The organism is Streptomyces flavusporus (assembly GCF_046267975.1).
GTDB classification, from domain to species: Bacteria; Actinomycetota; Actinomycetes; order Streptomycetales; family Streptomycetaceae; genus Streptomyces; species Streptomyces flavusporus.
This window is the reverse complement of sequence record NZ_CP176503.1, coordinates 3,729,041-3,745,091: the sequence shown is the minus strand read 5'-3', so window position 1 is coordinate 3,745,091 and position 16,051 is coordinate 3,729,041. Positions and strand designations below refer to the sequence as shown.

The following is a 16,051-nucleotide window of genomic DNA, read 5'->3' as shown; positions in this document are numbered from 1 at the left end:
ACAGTAAAGGCCGAGGTCAGGCCAAGATCACGGGCTCCTCGTCACTCGATCGGGTAAATCCCGTAGCGAGACGCGATACATCGCGTTATGGTGTGTCTCGTGCCACTTCTCAGGCAGAACCGAACCCACCAACCCACGCTTCTCGAAGCGACCCGACGACGTGGAGACTCATATGCCAGGCGCCATCTATGCCGAAGGCCTGGTCAAAACCTTCGGTGACGTAAGGGCTCTGGACGGCGTCGACCTCGATGTCCCTGAGGGCACGGTCCTCGGCCTGCTCGGGCCCAACGGTGCGGGCAAGACGACGGCCGTCCGCTGTCTGACGACCCTGTTGCGCCCCGACAGGGGCCGGGCCGTCGTCGCGGGCATCGACGTGCTCGCCCACCCCGACCAGGTCCGGCGCTCCATCGGTCTGTCCGGCCAGTTCGCCGCGGTCGACGAGTACCTGACCGGCCGGGAGAACCTCCAGATGGTCGGCCAGCTCTACCAGATGACGGCGAAGGCAGCCAAGGCCCGCGCCGGTGAGCTGCTCGACCAGTTCAACCTCGCGGACGCCGCCGACCGGCCCGCCAAGACCTACTCCGGAGGCATGCGCCGCCGGCTCGACCTTGCCGCGGCCCTGGTCGTCTCCCCGCCCGTGATGTTCATGGACGAGCCGACGACCGGCCTCGACCCGCGCAACCGCCAGCAGCTGTGGGAGGTCATCAAGCAGCTGGTCTCCGGCGGCACGACCCTGCTGCTGACCACGCAGTACCTGGAAGAGGCCGACCACCTCGCGCACGACATAGCGGTGGTCGACCACGGCCGCGTCATCGCCCGCGGCACCTCCGACCAGCTCAAAGCCCGCACCGGCGGCGAGCGCGTCGAGGTCGTGGTGCACGAGCGCGAGCACATGGCGACCGCCGCCGAGGTGCTGCGCGGCTTCGGCAAGGGCGACACCACCGTCGAGGAACACACCCGCAAGCTCACGGTGCCCGTCACCGGCGGCGCCAAGCTCCTCGCCGAGGTGATCCGCGAGCTGGACACCCGCGGCATCGAGATCGACGACATCGGCCTGCGCCGCCCGACCCTCGACGACGTGTTCCTGTCGCTGACGGGCCATGTGGCGGAGGCCGCCGACGAAGAGAACGGCGCCGACGGCGCGAGCGGTACGCCCGCCGACGCCAAGGGCCGCAAGCGCAAGAAGGAGACCCTCAAGTGAGCGCCGTGACCGACGCCGTACCGCGGCCCGCCCGCCCGAACCCGATCGGCCAGTCCGTCCGGGACTCGCTGGTCGTCGCCAAGCGCAATCTGATCCGCATGTCCCGGATCCCGGATCCTGTTCGCTCGTGTTGGTCAGGATTCATCTCGCCGAGCATTCGAGACCGGCGGCCCAACGCCTTGAAGGAGCAGGTGAAGTGAGCGCCGTGAGCGATTCCCTGGTCATCACCCGCCGGAATCTGATTCGCATGGGCCGGATTCCCGAGATGATCATTTTTGGGCTGGTCCAGCCAATCATGTTCGTGGTGCTGTTCACCTACGTGTTCGGCGGCTCGATCCAGGTCGGGTCGTCCACCTCCACCCAGGCCTACCGCGAGTTCCTGATGGCGGGCATCTTCGCCCAGACCGTCACGTTCGCTACGGCGGGCGCTGGCGCGGGCATTGCCGACGACATGCACAAGGGCCTCATCGACCGCTTCCGCTCCCTGCCCATGGCGCGCGGCGCGGTGCTGACCGGGCGGACCCTCGCCGACTCGGTGCAGACGGCGCTGACCCTGATAGTCCTCGCCGTGGTCGCCCTGCTGGTCGGCTGGCGCACGCATGAGAACTTCGGCAAGGTGCTCGCCGGATTCGGCCTGCTCCTGCTACTCGGGTACGCGTTCTCGTGGATCGGCGCGCTCATCGGCCTGTCCGTGCGCACTCCTGAAGCGGCCACTTCGGGCGGCCTGATCTGGCTGTTTCCGCTGACATTCATCTCGAACGCCTTCGTGGACGCGAACCAGATGCCGTCCTTCCTGCGGCACATCGCGGAGTGGAACCCGTTCAGCGCCACCGTGCAGGCATGCCGCGAGTTGTTCGGCAACCTTCCCCCGGGCTTCCAGACGCCCGACGCCTGGCCCATGCAGCACCCGGTTTGGGCCTCGCTGATCTGGTCGGTCGTGATCATCCTGTTCTTCCGTACGCTCGCCGTCCGCAAGTACCGCCGGGCATCTGGTTGATGGCCTCCTCGAATGGGCCCCCATCCAACGGATGGGGGCCTTCTTCACGTTCAGGTACCCCTCACTTGAGGAACAACTTCCAGTAGGCCAAGCGGCGTACGCTGAACTGGAGGTGATTCGATGTCGTCGCTCGGAGAGAACGTCAAGAACTACCGCCGCCTGAAGGGCTGGACGCAGGAACAGCTTGCCGAAGCTGCGGGTTCCTCGGTTGGTACAGTCCGCATCGTCGAGCAGGGCGGGAACGCCTCCGTCGAGATGCTGAACTCCTTCGCCCGCGCGCTGGACACCACGACATCAAGCCTCTTCGCAACCGAGGTGCCGTCACCCATCGAGGTGGACTCCAGCGAGGGCCCCAGGCTCATGGAGCTACGCCGCGCCCTCATGCCGCCGGTCGGCTTGTCCGAGACCATCATGGGGCCGGACCAACCCGTCGCCCTGTCTGCGATCCAGCGGGACGTTGACGACCAGCACGCCCTCTACCGCACCGACCGCTACGACAGCGTGGCGAAGAAGCTGCCGGGCATCCTGCGCGCCGCCGAGACTGCGGTAGCCACCAGCGACGACGGAGAGGATCGCCAGCGCGCCATCATCGTGCGCGCCAGGGCTTTCCTGCTCGCAGGCAAGTACTTGACCCAGGTGAGGCGCTACGACATGGCGTATCACGCCCTCTCGCGCGGTATCCAGGACGCGCGGGAGACCGGGCAGGTTCAGCTCGCCACGAACGGCGTCGTCGGCATGGGCTGGCTGCTTCTGCGGCAGGACCGCTTCGACGAGGCTGAGCAACTGGCCACTCGAACGGCTGACAGCGTCGAGCCGCGTATGTCGAAGGCCACGCCTGGCGAACTGGCCGTCTGGGGTGAGCTACTTCAGCGCGTGGCGTCCGCATCGATCCGCAACAACCGTCCGGACGTCGCCAGGGAGGCTCGCCGCATGGCGACGACGGCCGCGAGCGCGCTGGGGCGGGAACACATGGACTTCCGGGAGCACTGGGCTACGTTCGGGCCGGTGACTGCTGAGACCAAGGCGATCGAGGATCTGGCGCTCATCGGTGATGCACAGGGTGTCCTCAGCCGGGCCGACGATGGCCCCGTGGGGGGTAAGGCATTGAAGAAGCTCGGCCGACCGAGTTCGAACAACTGGGACAGGCACCGCTTGGACGTCGCGAAGGCTCACGTCCTGCTCGGGTCACACCAGGACGCGATGGACGAGCTGACCGGTATCAAGGCGTCGTCTCCGGAGTGGCTGAAGCATCAGTCGATGGCCCGGCGGATCATGCGGGACATCCTCGGCAACCGGAAACGGACGCTGACTCAGGACATGCGTGACATGGCCTCTCACCTGGGGGTTGCGGGGTAACTGCCAAGCAAATTGGTAGTCCTTGACGGGGTGTCGGGTAACTACCAACGTTGCTGTCTGGAGTCGAGTGGTCGCGGCTCGTAGTTTCGACGCATGGCCACGACGGAGAGAGACCAGACGGCCGTGGACCCGGAAAGCTGCGCGCTCGACAGCCTGGTGATGGACATTGAGACCGGCAAGGTCGGCGTAGTGATGGGGCATCACGGCCCGGATCGCGTACAGCTTCGCCCCGTCCACGGGGGCCGGGAGTGGGACGCCTTCCGAGTGAGGTACCTGACCCCACGCGAGGAGCTGTCGGTTCGCAACGGCATACGAAACGCCATGTCCAGAGCGGGCCTGTGACGGACAGCGAGATCATCACCCGCCCGTGGCGCACGTCCACGAGCCGCTGATGAGGCGGTTACTCGGTCGGCTGGCCGGCCCCTTGCTCGCGTTCATGATCGCTGGCTCGATCGGATTCGTTCTGGTCGCCGCGTACGTGATGGCGAATCCCTGAGACTGGCCTTGTCCGAGCAGCGTTCCCCCGTGCGCTCGGGCGAGGCCGCCCAACCCCCGCCTCGGCCGCTCTTGATGGTCGGTGGTCGAGGCGGGTCAGCAAGTGCAGAGCACCATCCCTACGGAATCGAGGAGTGTCACATGCGCGACGAGCGCCCCTGGATCGTGCGCGGCGGCGAGGACGACAGCGACTCGGGCAACAAGCACGGCGGTGGAGGTAGCGAGGGTGACGACTCGGGCCACAGCGACACGAACGGCGGCTCCAGCCGGTGACTGAGCACGAACTGAGGGAGGCCGGCCTTCACGGGTTGGCCTCCCGGCTCAAGGAGACGGGCGCGCTGACCTCGGACTGGCCACCGGCCTTCGCCGCCGTGCCGCGCGAGCTGTTCGTGCCTGATCTGATGTGGCCGGGCCAGATCAAGGGCACGGGCCAGGGCGATGTGATCAACCGCAACGCGGACCCGGGGGCGTGGTTCCGCGCGGTCTATTCGGACGTGTCCCTGACGACGCAGTGGGACGACGGCCAGCACTCGGGCACCGGCAAGGGGAGGACGCCGACGTGCTCGAACTCGCAACCGTCCATGGTCTTCTCGATGCTCGCGGCCCTCGACGTCCAGGAGACCAGCCGAGTCCTGGAGATCGGCACAGGCACCGGGTGGAATGCCGCGCTCCTGTCTGAGCGGGTTGGTCCGGGCAACGTCTTCTCTGTCGAGGTCGACGAGGAGAACGCGAAGTCGGCGCGCGAGCGGATCGAGTCAGCGGGCTACCACCCGACGCTCGTCGTGGGCGACGGCTTCGATGGGTACCCCGAGGGGGCGCCGTATGACCGTGTCCTGGTCACGGCTGCGCTGACCGAAGTGCCGCACCAGGTGATCGGCCAGGTCCGCACGGGCGGGGCCATCGTCGCCCCGTACGCCACCACCTACGGGGGTGAAGGCGTGGTGCGGCTGACCGTGCAGCGTGACGGGTCCGCCGTGGGGCCGTTCGTCGGCTCGTCGGCATTCATGCGGCTACGTCAGCAACGCCAGAAGCGCCGACATGTGCGGGAGTACCTGGGCGGCGAGCCCTGGCCAGCCGATGGCGTCAAGTCCTTGACGTCGCTCTCGCCCGAGGACATCGGGGACTGGCTACCGATGTTCGCGATCGGCCTCCAGGCCCAGGGAGTCTTCCCGTGGACCGAGACCTACGACGACGGCTCGTACACGCTCTGGCTGCGTGACACGGCCGTCACCTCGTGGGCCACGGTCGACTACGAGCCGGGCCGGGAGGAGTTCGAGGTCTACCAGTCCGGCCCGCGGGACCTCTGGGACGAGGTCACCGTCGCATACTTGCACTGGGACGCCATGGGCAGGCCGGGGTGGGAGAGATTCGGCCTGACGGTCGACGGCGAGACCGGCGAGCATACGCCGTGGCTCGACCATCCGAGCAGCCCTCTGCGCCCGATCGGCTGACTACCTGCCGAATGTCAACCACCCCTCAGCAGCGATCAGTTAGGGGGTGGCCGGGGGTTCGTTTTCCCTGGTAGTGGCGCGGTTTGGGCAGGCCGTCGGCCCCAGCCCAAGAGGGGGAACGTCACGCGGGGTTACCCGTCTCGCTGGTCGCGGCCTTCGAGGTCGGCGGCGGCCCGTGCGGCGGCCTCTTCCATGGACAACCTCCCGGCCTGCCATCTGCGGCGCGCCTGCTGTACGCGGGCGAAGGAACGGGCCATGCGGCCCGGCCGGGTCAACGTCGTGTGCGGCTTGTTCGAGGGGCACGAGGGCGAGCACGTGTGGCCGTAGCGGGCGCTGGGCTGGCCGGTGGGGGTGTCGTGGGTTCGGGTCGGTGGCTGAGTTGCGGGGGCCGTAAGCCTCGGGCCTGAACCCTTGGGATAGGGCGGGCAAGGCGAGCTGTGCTGGATATGGCTGACGCTCTCAGGTCGCCTGGTGCTGCGCCGGGGCAGCGGCGCCCCGGACCGGACCGGCCGAAAGCCGCATGCCGGGCCGGGGTGCGGCAAGCCGCCCCGGCGGCGCGCCTTCACCTGGATCGGCGCGCTGATCGGCCTGTCCGTGCGGACGCCCGAGGCGGCCACGTCCGGCGGGCTGATCTGGCTCTTCCCGGTCACCTCCGTCTCGAACGCGTTCGTGGACTCGGACCAGATGACGCCCTGGCTGCGGCACATCGCCGAGTGGAACCCGTTCAGCGCCACGGTCCAGGCCTGCCGAGAGCTCTTCGGAAACCCCGGTGTCGCCACCTCGGGCGCCTGGCCCATGGAGCACCCGGTCTGGGCTTCACCTGATTCTTGCGAGGATGCCCCGGCGTTCACGCCGGGGAGGAATCGCATCCCGTGACGGCGACGCGGAGCGTCGCCGTGTCCGGCCTCCCGGCGGAGCCGAAAAGCGAACGCGTGTGCCCGTGTTCGCTGGTTGCGGTGACTGTGTCGTGATGAGGGCACGGGTGTGCGCATGTCGCACGTACGGTCTCCTCACGGAGGTCGGGGTGAGCGGCCGAGGCGCGGGAAGGGGGTGATGGCGTGTCGGTGGTGAAGGAGGCCGGGGACGCCGGGCACGCCCGGTACACCTACCGGCTTCGCGTGTCGTCGATCGCCCGCACCGCCCTCCTGGCGGAGTGGGACCGCTGCCGGTGGATCTGGAACGAGTGCGTGGCCCGGTCGAAGAAGGCCCACGCCGAGAACGAGAAGTGTGGCCCCGCACGGCTGGACAAGATGCTGACCGAGGCCCGCGCCATCACGCCGTGGCTGGCCGAGGGCTCGTCGGTGCCGCAGCAGCAGCTCATCCGCGACTTCGCCAAGTCCCGCGCGAAGGCGCTGAAGGACATCACGGAACGGCTGCCCGTACGGCAGCGGGCCGGGATGCCCCGGCACAAGAAGAAGCGCGAGGCACTGCCCACGCTGAACTACACCCGGCGCGGCTTCCGGCTCAAGGACGGCCGTCTGCACCTGGCCGGGAACATCGTGCTGACCGTGGTCTGGTCGCGGGACCTGCCCGCTGACCCGTCCAGCGTGCGGGTGTACCAGGACGCCCTGGGACACTGGTACTGCTCGTTCGTCGTGCCCGCCGAGGTGCAGCCGCTGCCGGAGACCGGCCGCATGATCGGGATCGACTGGGGCGTGAAGGAGACCGCGACCACCACCTCGGACGCCCACGACCTCCCACACGCCCAGCACGGGAAGAAGGCCCGGGCGAAGCTGACCCGCTACGACCGGATGATGGCCCGCCGCAAACCCGCCAAGGGGCAGGCCGCCTCCAAGGGCTACCGCGAGGCCAAGAAGCTGCGGGCGAAGACATACCAGAAGATCGCCCGGCAGCGGCAGGACACCGGCCGCAAGTGGGCCAAGCGCGTCGTGACCGACCACGACGCCATCGCCGTGGAGGACTTCCGCCCGAAGTTCCTCGCCAGGACGTCGATGGCCCGCAAGGCCGCCGACGCCGCGATCGGCGCCACCAAGCAGGCCCTGATCGAGATGGGCCGCAAGCACGGGCGGGACGTCCGCCTCGTGCACCCCGCGTACACCACCATGGACTGCGGACGCTGCGGAGCGAGAACCAAGCACGCACTTCCGCTGTCAGAACGCACCTACACCTGCACCGCGTGCGCAGCCGTCTCCCCCAGGGACAAGAACTCCGCCCGCGTGATGCTCGTCCGGGCAGGTCTGAACCCGGCTGGTGTCGAGGGCGTAAGACCCCCTGGAGCGCCGCTCCAGGAGGCGGCCTGAGCCAGGAATCCCCCTCGCTCACGCGGGGGAGCAGTCAATGATCTACTCGGCCCTGATCATCGTCATATTCCGGACTCTGGCGGTACGGAAGTACCGCTCGGCGACGGCGTGAGAACCCGCGACGAGATCGGCTCGACGAGACCGACCTGGGCATGACGAAACCCCCGGCGTCGCGCGGACGCCGGGGGCCGTCAAGGGCGGGTCGGTCAGGCGCAGGGCGCTGACCGGGTTCAGCCGCTGTACGGCTCGGCCTTCAGGATCTTCACCGAGGCCGTCTTGCCGTTGGGCAGCTCGTACTCCGCGTCCTCGCCGACCTTGTGGCCGATCACGCCGGCCCCCAGCGGGGACTGGGGGGAGTACGTCTCGATCTCGGCGCTGGCGTACTCGCGCGAGGCGAGCAGGAACGTCAGCGTGTCGTCCTCGTCACCGTCGAAGGCGATCGTCACGACCATGCCGGGGGCCACGGCGCCGTCCGTCGAGGCCGGTGCCTCGCCGACCTTGGCGTTCTCCAGGAGCTGGGTCAGCTGGCGCACACGGAGCTCCTGCTTGCCCTGCTCCTCCTTGGCCGCGTGGTACCCGCCGTTCTCCCGCAGGTCGCCCTCCTCGCGCGCGGCCGCGATCTTGGCGGCGATCTCCGTGCGCGCAGGACCAGTAAGGTACTCAAGCTCGTCCTTGAGCTTGTTGTACGCCTCCTGGGTCAGCCAGGTGACGTTCTCGCTGGTCTGGGTCACAGGTGCTCCTCGTCGGTACTGGGAATACAAAGCATCGCCCTACCCAGAAGAATGTTCCTTCACGAGTGGGCGAAACCACGAGCCTAACAATTCAGTGGCGGAAGAGGGAGGACATAAGTCAACAAAATCACGTCATTGCAGGTCAGCCGCTACGTGATACGGGTGACGTCAGTCGGCGTGGCACCCCACGAGCTCGGCTGTCGTGCCCGGTGCCGTCGTACGGAGCGTGACGACCTCGGTGATGCGGGTGGCGTCCCCGTCGAAGCGGAAGTCGGCCCGGCCCACCTCGGCGCCGTTCTCCGCCTGGGAGCGCACCGTGCAGTAGCCGGAGGCACCCGCGTCCTTCTCGACCGCCAGTTTCACCTTCACCGCATCGTCCGAGAGATCGAAACTGATCACTTCAGCGCTGATCTTGTTCTGCCCGATGTAGGTATACGCAAAATAGGCGATCACGGCGATGAACAGCGCCCCGAGGGCGACGCCGGCGACCTTCAGGGTGCGGTCGGCGCGCTCGTCCGAGGAGCGGCCGTAACGGTCCTCGGGCAGTCGCGTGCTCGCCGTACTCATGATCGTCCTCTCGGCCGGGGCGGGACCCAGGTCCCGGACGGGGCTCCCGGGACCGGGGCCCCGGAATTTTTCGCCCCCCGATTCGGTCACTATAGAAGCCGCCGTTCGCACCCGGTCACACCGGGCGCCGACCAAACGAGGATTGAGTCTTGACTGACCAGTTGCGACTGATGGCCGTCCACGCGCACCCCGACGACGAGTCGAGCAAAGGCGCGGCCACCATGGCCAAGTACGTGTCCGAGGGGGTGGACGTGCTGGTGGTGACCTGCACGGGCGGGGAGCGCGGCTCCATCCTCAATCCGAAGCTGCAGGGCGACAAGTACATCGAGGAGCACATCCACGAGGTACGCAAGAAGGAGATGGACGAGGCCCGCGAGATCCTCGGCGTCAAGCAGGAGTGGCTCGGCTTCGTCGACTCCGGCCTGCCCGAGGGCGACCCGCTGCCGCCGCTGCCGGAGGGCTGCTTCGCCCTCGAGGACGTCGACAAGGCGGCCGGCGAGCTGGTGCGGAGCATCCGCTCCTTCCGTCCCCAGGTGATCACCACCTACGACGAGAACGGTGGTTACCCGCACCCCGACCACATCATGACCCACAAGATCACGATGGTGGCGTTCGAGGGCGCGGCGGACACCGAGAAGTACCCGGAGTCCGAGTTCGGCCCGGCCTACCAGCCGCTGAAGGTGTACTACAACCAGGGCTTCAACCGCCCGCGCACCGAGGCGCTGCACCAGGCGATGCTCGATCGGGGCCTGGAGTCCCCGTACGGGGAATGGCTCAAGCGCTGGGACGACTCGGGGCACAAGGACCGCACGCTGACCACGCACGTCCCGTGTGCGGACTTCTTCGAGATCCGTGACAAGGCGCTGATCGCGCACGCCACGCAGATCGACCCCGACGGGGGCTGGTTCCGGGTGCCGATGGAGCTTCAGAAGGAGGTCTGGCCGACCGAGGAGTACGAGCTCGCGAAGTCCCTCGTGGATACCTCCCTCCCCGAGGACGACCTCTTTGCAGGCATCCGCGACAATGCCTGACATGAGCGCAAGCGCGAGCCTGGCAATGACCCATCTCGTCACCCTCGCCAAGGAGGTCGACGAGGACAAGGTGACTCCCGGCGTCCTCGGCTTCATCGTCTTCGCGGTGATGGCCCTGGCCGTGTGGGGCCTGATGAAGTCCATGAACCGCCACATGGGCCGGGTCGACTTCGACGAGGCCCCCGACGGGGCGGGGGCCTCCGGCAAGGGCGCCGCGGAGCAGGCGTCGGGGAAGGCCTCACCCGCGAAGGGCTGAGTCCCCGACCGGGCGGACCCTCACTGTGGGCGGTCCGCCCGGGACAGCAGGTAGGTGCGCAGCCCGGCGGGACGCCCTGGGGGCACCTCCCAGGCCCTTAAGGCACTGGGGGAGGCACGACTGCCCGCAGCTGCGTCCCCAGCGGCACGACTGCCCGCAGCTGCGTGCGCACCATGGACCCTCACGAGGCCGCCACCACCCCCACCCCCATGACCTCCCGCGCATGCCGGCTCGGCACCATCCCCAGTCGCCAGGCCTGCCACCCGTCCTCCAGGCTCACGCCGCGCTCCAGCAGCAGCTGATACGCCTCCACGTAGTCGTCCAGCTTCTCGTCCCGCGCCGGATGGCCGGCCCGACCCAGCTGCGCCAGCTCCTCCTGCGCCACCGCCGTACCGACCTCCACCCCACCCGGAGCCGCATACGGCAGCAGCGTGCAGCGCAGGAAATGGGCCCAGTCCTCGCCCCGCCGGTCCCCGTACGACGCGAACAGCCCCACCGCCTCGTCGCACAGGGCCAGCGCCTGTGCCGTACGGGCGTTGCCCGCGTCGACGACGGCCAGCTCCAGACAGGTCCACGCCTCGCCGTGGGCGACGCCGATGCGCTGGAAGTCGGCGCGGGCGTCGACGAGCAGTTGCCTCGCGAAGCCCGAGTTCCGCAGGGATCCGGTCTGGGCGGCACGCTGGTCGCGGGTCGCCCGGGCCGAGTGGTGGCGGGCGCAGGCCAGCCCGTACACGTCCCGCATCCGGGAGAACATCGTGCGTGAGCGCTCCAGGTCACGGACCGCCTGGTCGAGGTTGCCCGCCTCCTCCAGCGCCTGACCGAGGTAGTAGAGCGTCCAGGCCTCGCCGCGTGCGTCCTCGTTGTCGCGGTGCCGGGCCGCCGCCCGGCGCAGCTCCTCCACCCCCGTGAAGGCGTCGCCCGCGACCAGCCGGGCCCGGGCCAGCTGCGTCAGCGCCCATGCCTCGCCGCGGGCGTCGCGGGTCCGGCCGTACCGGTCGAGGGCCGCGCGCAGCTCGGCCTCCGCGCGTGGCACGTCGCCCAGGCGCAGGCACAGCTGGCCGAGCTGGAAGTGGGCCCACGCCTCGCCGTGCAGGGAGCCGCCGGCGCGGTGCAGTTCCAGGGAGCGGTTCAGCAGGTCCAGGGCCTCGGCGAGGTGGGCGCGGTCGCGTTCCACGGCCGCCAGCGCGTGCATCGTCCACGCCCGGTCGGTGGCCAGCTCGGGCGCGGCCTGCAGGTCCAGCGCCTCCCGCAGCCGGGTCGCCGCCTCGGTGAGGTTGCCCTGGTGGTGCAGGGTGATGCCGAGCGAGCACAGGGCACGGGCCGCGCCCGCATCGTGCTGGGCCTCCCGGTACAGGTCGACGACCGAGGCGAGCGTCGTACGGGCCTTGTCCAGCTCGCCCAGCTGCCGGGCCGCGATACCCGTGCGCCACTGCACCGAGCGGATCAGCAGCCCCTGGTCCACGGCCTGGGCGAGTTCGTTGATCTCGCCGAGGCGGTAGAGGTCGCCGCGCAGCAGGCAGTAGTCGCACAGCGCGCCCAGCAGGTTCAGCACCGCCGCCTGGTTCACGCCCTCCGCGAACCGGAGCGTCGAGGTGATGAAGCTCGACTCGTCGTCCAGCCAGCGCAGCGCCTCGTCCAGGGACGTGAAGCCGTGCGGGCCGAAGCGGTCCGAGCGGGTCGACATGTTGCCGTCCACCAGCCGCAGCACCGAGTCGGCGAGCTCGGCGTAGTTCACGATCAGCCGCTCCTGTGCCGCGGCCCGCTCGGCCGGCTCCTCCTCGTCCAGCAGGCGGGCGTGCGCGAAGACCCGCACGAGGTCGTGCAGGCGGTAGCGGCTGCCGCGTACATGATCGATCAGGCCCGCGCGGGAGAGGGCGACCAGGTGCCGGGTGGCCTCCGCCTCGTCCGTGGCCAGCAGTGCGGCGGCGGCCGCCGCGCCGAGCGAGGCACGGCCGGCCAGCGCCAGCCGCCGCAGCAGTCGCCGCGCCGGTTCCGCCTGGTCGGTGTAGCGCAGCCACAGCGCCCGCTCCACCGGCTCCACCGGCTCCACCGGCCCGTACGCCCCGAGGTCCGAGGCCAGCTGCCGGGGCGAGCGCGGGCCCAGCGAGGAACCGGCGACGCGCAGCGCCAACGGCAGTCCGCCGCACAACTCCCGTACCCGGTCGGCGGATTCGGCGTCGTAAGGCCCCGAGGCGTCCTGCGCGGCCGCGCCCAGCAGTTCCTCCGTGCCCACCGCGTCCAGCGTCGTGACGGGCAGCTGGTGCACCCACGCCGGCAGGTCGCCGGGCAGGTCGAGCGGGGTCCGTGCGGTGACCAGGACCAGGCTGTCGGACCGCTCCGGGACCAGGGTGCGGACCTGCTCGGGGTCCGAGGCGTCGTCGAGGACGACCGTGACGGGCACGCCGGTCAGATGCTGGTGGTACAGCTCGCTCAGCCGTTTGACCTGCTGGTCGGCCGAGGAACGCTCCCGGAACAGCAGCTGCTCGCGCGGTGCGCCCAGCCGGTTCAGCAGGTGCAGCAGGGCCTCGCGGGTGGACAACGGCGGTTCTTCCGGGCTGTCGCCGCGCAGATCCACCACGCACGCCCCGCGGAACTGGTCTTTCAGATCATGGGCGGCCCGCACCGCCAGCGTCGTACGGCCGCTGCCGGGCGCCCCGTGCAGGACGACCACCGTCGGCCGGGTCTGCGTGCTCGCCCGGGCGGCCTGCACCCACTGCCGGATCCGCGCCAGCTCCTGCCGCCGCCCAGCGAACGGGCCCACGGGCTCGGGCAGTTGACCGAACGACTGCTCCAGCACACTCCGCCCGCGCGCGGCCCCGCTCTTGTTGGCTCCTTTCAGCTGCGGCCCGCTCTTCTTCGGCCCCGTGGACGCGGCCAGCACCCGCTGCTGATCGAGGAACGGCCGGATCCCCCGCACGTCCAGCGCCGTCAGCCACTGCAGCCGCAACTGTTCCGGCCCGCCCGGCTGCCCCGCGGCACCGGCCCGGTGATGCGCGGTCGGCAGATGCGACCCGGCGACCTTCACCACCGTCGTCGCCGCGCCCACCACCCCGACGGTCACGCCCGCACCGACCGCGGTCCCCGTCCCCGTACCGAGCGCCAGATCGGCCACCGCCGCCGCCACAGCAGCCACACCCGCCACAAGCAGCGGCGTCCCGGCCCCCTCCCGCGCATACCGCTGCCCGAACGACAGCCGCCCGGCCTCCGTCTCGTCCAGCGCACGCGTATAGGCCTCGTACTCCTCGGAGGCCGCCTGCGCCATGGTGTCGAGCGCCCCGCGCGCCCGGGCCATGAGCACTTTGCCGTCGATACGGCCACCCGACCGCCGTACCTCCTCCTCCACCGCGCGCACCAACAGTCGCTCGGCCTCCGCGCGATGACTGTCCCGCATGTCCCGTCCCCCTCCGGCGGCAACTGCTTTGCCTATGAGTGTCCTTGCGGGACGCTCCGAACGCGAGGGGGGCGACGATCACCGTCCACTTCGCCGGCCGTGCGACCCGGTGAAAACGGCCGACCGGGCGGCGGAGCTTCCCCACGACCGGGCCGGGCCCGTGGGGCAGGATGGAGGTATGCCGAACCGACTGGCCCATGAGACGTCCCCCTACCTGCTCCAGCACGCCGACAACCCCGTCGACTGGTGGCCCTGGTCGGAGGAGGCGTTCGAAGAGGCGCGCAGGAGTGACAAACCCGTCCTGCTCAGCGTCGGATATTCGAGCTGCCACTGGTGCCATGTCATGGCGCACGAGTCCTTCGAGGACCAGGCGACGGCCGACTTCCAGAACGAGCACTTCGTCAACATCAAGGTCGACCGCGAGGAGCGCCCCGATGTCGACGCCGTCTACATGGAGGCCGTGCAGGCGGCCACCGGGCAGGGCGGCTGGCCCATGACGGTGTTCCTCACTCCGGACGCCGAGCCGTTCTACTTCGGGACGTACTTCCCGCCGGCGCCCCGGCACGGGATGCCCTCCTTCCGGCAGGTGCTGGAGGGCGTGAGCGTCGCGTGGCGGGACCGTCGGGAGGAGGTCTCCGACGTCGCCGGGAAGATCGTGCGGGATCTCGCCGGGCGGGAGATCGACTTCGGGGGGACCGATGCGCCGGGGGAGCAGGAGCTGGCGCAGGCGCTGCTCGGGCTGACCCGGGAGTACGACCCGCAGCGCGGCGGATTCGGCGGCGCGCCGAAGTTCCCGCCGTCCATGGTGATCGAGTTCCTGCTGCGGCATCACGCCCGGACCGGCGCCGAGGGCGCGCTGCAGATGGCGCAGGACACCTGTGAGCGGATGGCGCGGGGCGGGATCTACGACCAGCTCGGGGGCGGGTTCGCCCGGTACTCCGTCGACCGGGACTGGGTCGTGCCGCACTTCGAGAAGATGCTGTACGACAACGCCCTGCTGTGCCGCGTCTACGCCCACCTCTGGCGCACCACCGGCTCCGAGCTCGCCCGCCGCGTAGCCCTCGAAACCGCCGACTTCATGGTGCGCGAACTGCGCACGAACGAGGGCGGGTTCGCCTCCGCACTGGACGCCGACAGCGACGACGGGACCGGTCGGCACGTCGAGGGGGCGTACTACGTCTGGACGCCCGAGCAGCTCCGTGACGTGCTGGGGGACGACGCCGAACTCGCCGCCCGCTGCTTCGGCGTGACCGAGGAGGGCACCTTCGAGGAGGGTGCCTCCGTCCTCCAGCTCCCGCAGCAGGACGGCGTGTTCGACGCCGAGAAGGTCGAGTCCGTGAAGCAGCGGCTGCGGGCGGCCCGCGCCGAGCGGCCCGCTCCCGGACGGGACGCCAAGATCGTCGCCGCCTGGAACGGCCTCGCGATCGCCGCGCTCGCCGAGACCGGCGCCTACTTCGACCGCCCCGACCTGGTGGACGCCGCCCTTGCCGCCGCCGATCTCCTCGTCCGCGTCCACCTCGACGACCACGCCCGCCTCGCCCGCACCAGCAAGGACGGCCGGGTCGGCGCCAACGCGGGCGTGCTGGAGGACTACGCCGATGTCGCCGAGGGCTTCCTGGCGCTGGCGTCCGTGACCGGGGAGGGCGTCTGGCTGGAGTTCGCGGGACTGCTGCTCGACCACGTCCTGGTCAGCTTCGTCGACGAGAAGTCGGGCGCCCTGTACGACACCGCCGCCGATGCCGAGCAGCTGATCCGCCGCCCGCAGGACCCGACCGACAACGCCGCCCCGTCCGGCTGGACCGCCGCCGCGGGTGCCCTGCTGAGCTATGCCGCCCAGACCGGCGCCGAACCCCATCGGACCGCTGCCGAGCGGGCGTTGGGCGTGGTGAAGGCGCTGGGTCCGCGCGTGCCGCGGTTCATCGGCTGGGGGCTCGCCGTCGCCGAGGCCAACCTCGACGGCCCTCGCGAGGTCGCGATCGTCGGGCCGGGCCTCGACGACAAGGCCACAAAGGCCCTGCACCGTACGGCACTTCTGGGCACCGCCCCCGGTGCGGTGGTCGCGTACGGGGTGCCGGGGAGCGAGGAGTTCCCGCTGCTGGCCGACCGGCCACTGGCCGGCGGTGAACCGAGCGCGTATGTCTGCCGTAACTTCACCTGTGACGCCCCGACGACCGACCCGGAGCGGCTGCGCGCGGCGCTGAGCGGCTGATCCGGGGCGTGCAATTGGGTATGTGTGCGGACACGTCTCACTAGCCGCCCACCAGTACGAAACACGCTATTTATCGGAACAGCTTCCGAGCTTCACACTTCCCCC

Annotated in this window: 15 protein-coding genes and 1 pseudogene; 13 read left to right on the top strand and 3 right to left on the bottom strand. The window is 69.9% G+C overall.

Annotated elements, in window-relative coordinates; all coding sequences use genetic code 11:
- Positions 1-172: 172 nt before the first annotated feature.
- The 10 genes and pseudogenes from ACKTSN_RS17640 (at position 173) to ACKTSN_RS17595 (ending at position 7,761) form a co-directional block, all read left to right on the top strand.
- Entirely contained in the window at positions 173-1,201 is a 1,029-nt protein-coding gene (locus ACKTSN_RS17640; protein ID WP_409470004.1) for an ATP-binding cassette domain-containing protein, read from the top strand.
- Positions 1,198-1,401, top strand: coding sequence for an integral membrane transport protein (locus ACKTSN_RS17635; RefSeq protein WP_224734022.1), 204 nt, complete (start codon positions 1,198-1,200; stop codon positions 1,399-1,401). The genes ACKTSN_RS17640 and ACKTSN_RS17635 overlap by 4 nt, the downstream gene beginning before the upstream one ends.
- On the top strand, positions 1,398-2,198 hold the full coding sequence (locus ACKTSN_RS17630) for an ABC transporter permease (RefSeq protein WP_224734021.1): 801 nt from the start codon (positions 1,398-1,400) through the stop codon (positions 2,196-2,198). Before ACKTSN_RS17635 ends, ACKTSN_RS17630 begins: the two co-directional genes overlap by 4 nt.
- A 120-nt stretch (positions 2,199-2,318) precedes the next feature.
- Positions 2,319-3,554 carry a helix-turn-helix domain-containing protein gene (locus ACKTSN_RS17625; RefSeq protein ID WP_409470003.1) on the top strand — a complete coding sequence of 412 codons (1,236 nt, stop codon included), beginning with the start codon at positions 2,319-2,321 and terminating at the stop codon, positions 3,552-3,554.
- A 93-nt stretch (positions 3,555-3,647) separates the two neighbouring features.
- On the top strand, positions 3,648-3,896 hold the full coding sequence (locus tag ACKTSN_RS17620) for a hypothetical protein (RefSeq protein WP_224734019.1): 249 nt from the start codon (positions 3,648-3,650) through the stop codon (positions 3,894-3,896).
- A 294-nt stretch (positions 3,897-4,190) separates the two neighbouring features.
- Positions 4,191-4,322: a hypothetical protein gene (locus ACKTSN_RS17615; protein WP_262508416.1), complete on the top strand. Its 132-nt coding sequence runs from the start codon at positions 4,191-4,193 to the stop codon at positions 4,320-4,322.
- Complete coding sequence (locus tag ACKTSN_RS17610) at positions 4,319-5,500, top strand: methyltransferase domain-containing protein (RefSeq protein WP_409470002.1); 1,182 nt, start codon at positions 4,319-4,321, stop codon at positions 5,498-5,500. Before ACKTSN_RS17615 ends, ACKTSN_RS17610 begins: the two co-directional genes overlap by 4 nt.
- Before the next feature lie 192 nt (positions 5,501-5,692).
- Positions 5,693-5,827 carry a hypothetical protein gene (locus ACKTSN_RS17605; protein ID WP_409470001.1) on the top strand — a complete coding sequence of 45 codons (135 nt, stop codon included), beginning with the start codon at positions 5,693-5,695 and terminating at the stop codon, positions 5,825-5,827.
- A 231-nt stretch (positions 5,828-6,058) separates the two neighbouring features.
- Positions 6,059-6,319: pseudogene (locus ACKTSN_RS17600) on the top strand (ABC transporter permease); the annotation flags it as partial.
- Between the two features lie 239 nt (positions 6,320-6,558).
- Positions 6,559-7,761, top strand: coding sequence for an RNA-guided endonuclease InsQ/TnpB family protein (locus ACKTSN_RS17595; RefSeq protein ID WP_224734017.1), 1,203 nt, complete (start codon positions 6,559-6,561; stop codon positions 7,759-7,761).
- Positions 7,762-7,991: 230 nt separating this feature from the next.
- On the opposite strand, the gene greA is transcribed toward ACKTSN_RS17595, so the two are convergent.
- Together greA and ACKTSN_RS17585 are read right to left on the bottom strand one after the other, a co-directional pair.
- Positions 7,992-8,492: a transcription elongation factor GreA gene (gene greA / locus ACKTSN_RS17590; protein ID WP_224734016.1), complete on the bottom strand. Its 501-nt coding sequence runs from the start codon at positions 8,490-8,492 to the stop codon at positions 7,992-7,994.
- Between the two features lie 168 nt (positions 8,493-8,660).
- The gene (locus ACKTSN_RS17585; RefSeq protein WP_409470000.1) at positions 8,661-9,059 is read right to left on the bottom strand and encodes a DUF4307 domain-containing protein; all 399 of its coding nucleotides are present in this window, start codon (positions 9,057-9,059) and stop codon (positions 8,661-8,663) included.
- Between the two features lie 170 nt (positions 9,060-9,229).
- On the opposite strand from ACKTSN_RS17585, the gene mca reads away from it, so the two are divergent.
- Positions 9,230-10,090 carry a mycothiol conjugate amidase Mca gene (mca, locus tag ACKTSN_RS17580; protein WP_224734025.1) on the top strand — a complete coding sequence of 287 codons (861 nt, stop codon included), beginning with the start codon at positions 9,230-9,232 and terminating at the stop codon, positions 10,088-10,090.
- Entirely contained in the window at positions 10,083-10,346 is a 264-nt protein-coding gene (locus ACKTSN_RS17575) for a hypothetical protein (RefSeq protein WP_409469999.1), read from the top strand. Before mca ends, ACKTSN_RS17575 begins: the two co-directional genes overlap by 8 nt.
- A gap of 181 nt (positions 10,347-10,527) precedes the next feature.
- Here the strand turns inward: ACKTSN_RS17575 and ACKTSN_RS17570 are convergent, their stop codons facing one another.
- The gene (locus ACKTSN_RS17570; RefSeq protein WP_409469998.1) at positions 10,528-13,737 is read right to left on the bottom strand and encodes a tetratricopeptide repeat protein; all 3,210 of its coding nucleotides are present in this window, start codon (positions 13,735-13,737) and stop codon (positions 10,528-10,530) included.
- Positions 13,738-13,915: 178 nt separating this feature from the next.
- Between ACKTSN_RS17570 and ACKTSN_RS17565 the strand changes: the two genes are divergently transcribed.
- Positions 13,916-15,946, top strand: coding sequence for a thioredoxin domain-containing protein (locus ACKTSN_RS17565; RefSeq protein ID WP_409469997.1), 2,031 nt, complete (start codon positions 13,916-13,918; stop codon positions 15,944-15,946).
- Positions 15,947-16,051 lie beyond the last annotated feature (105 nt).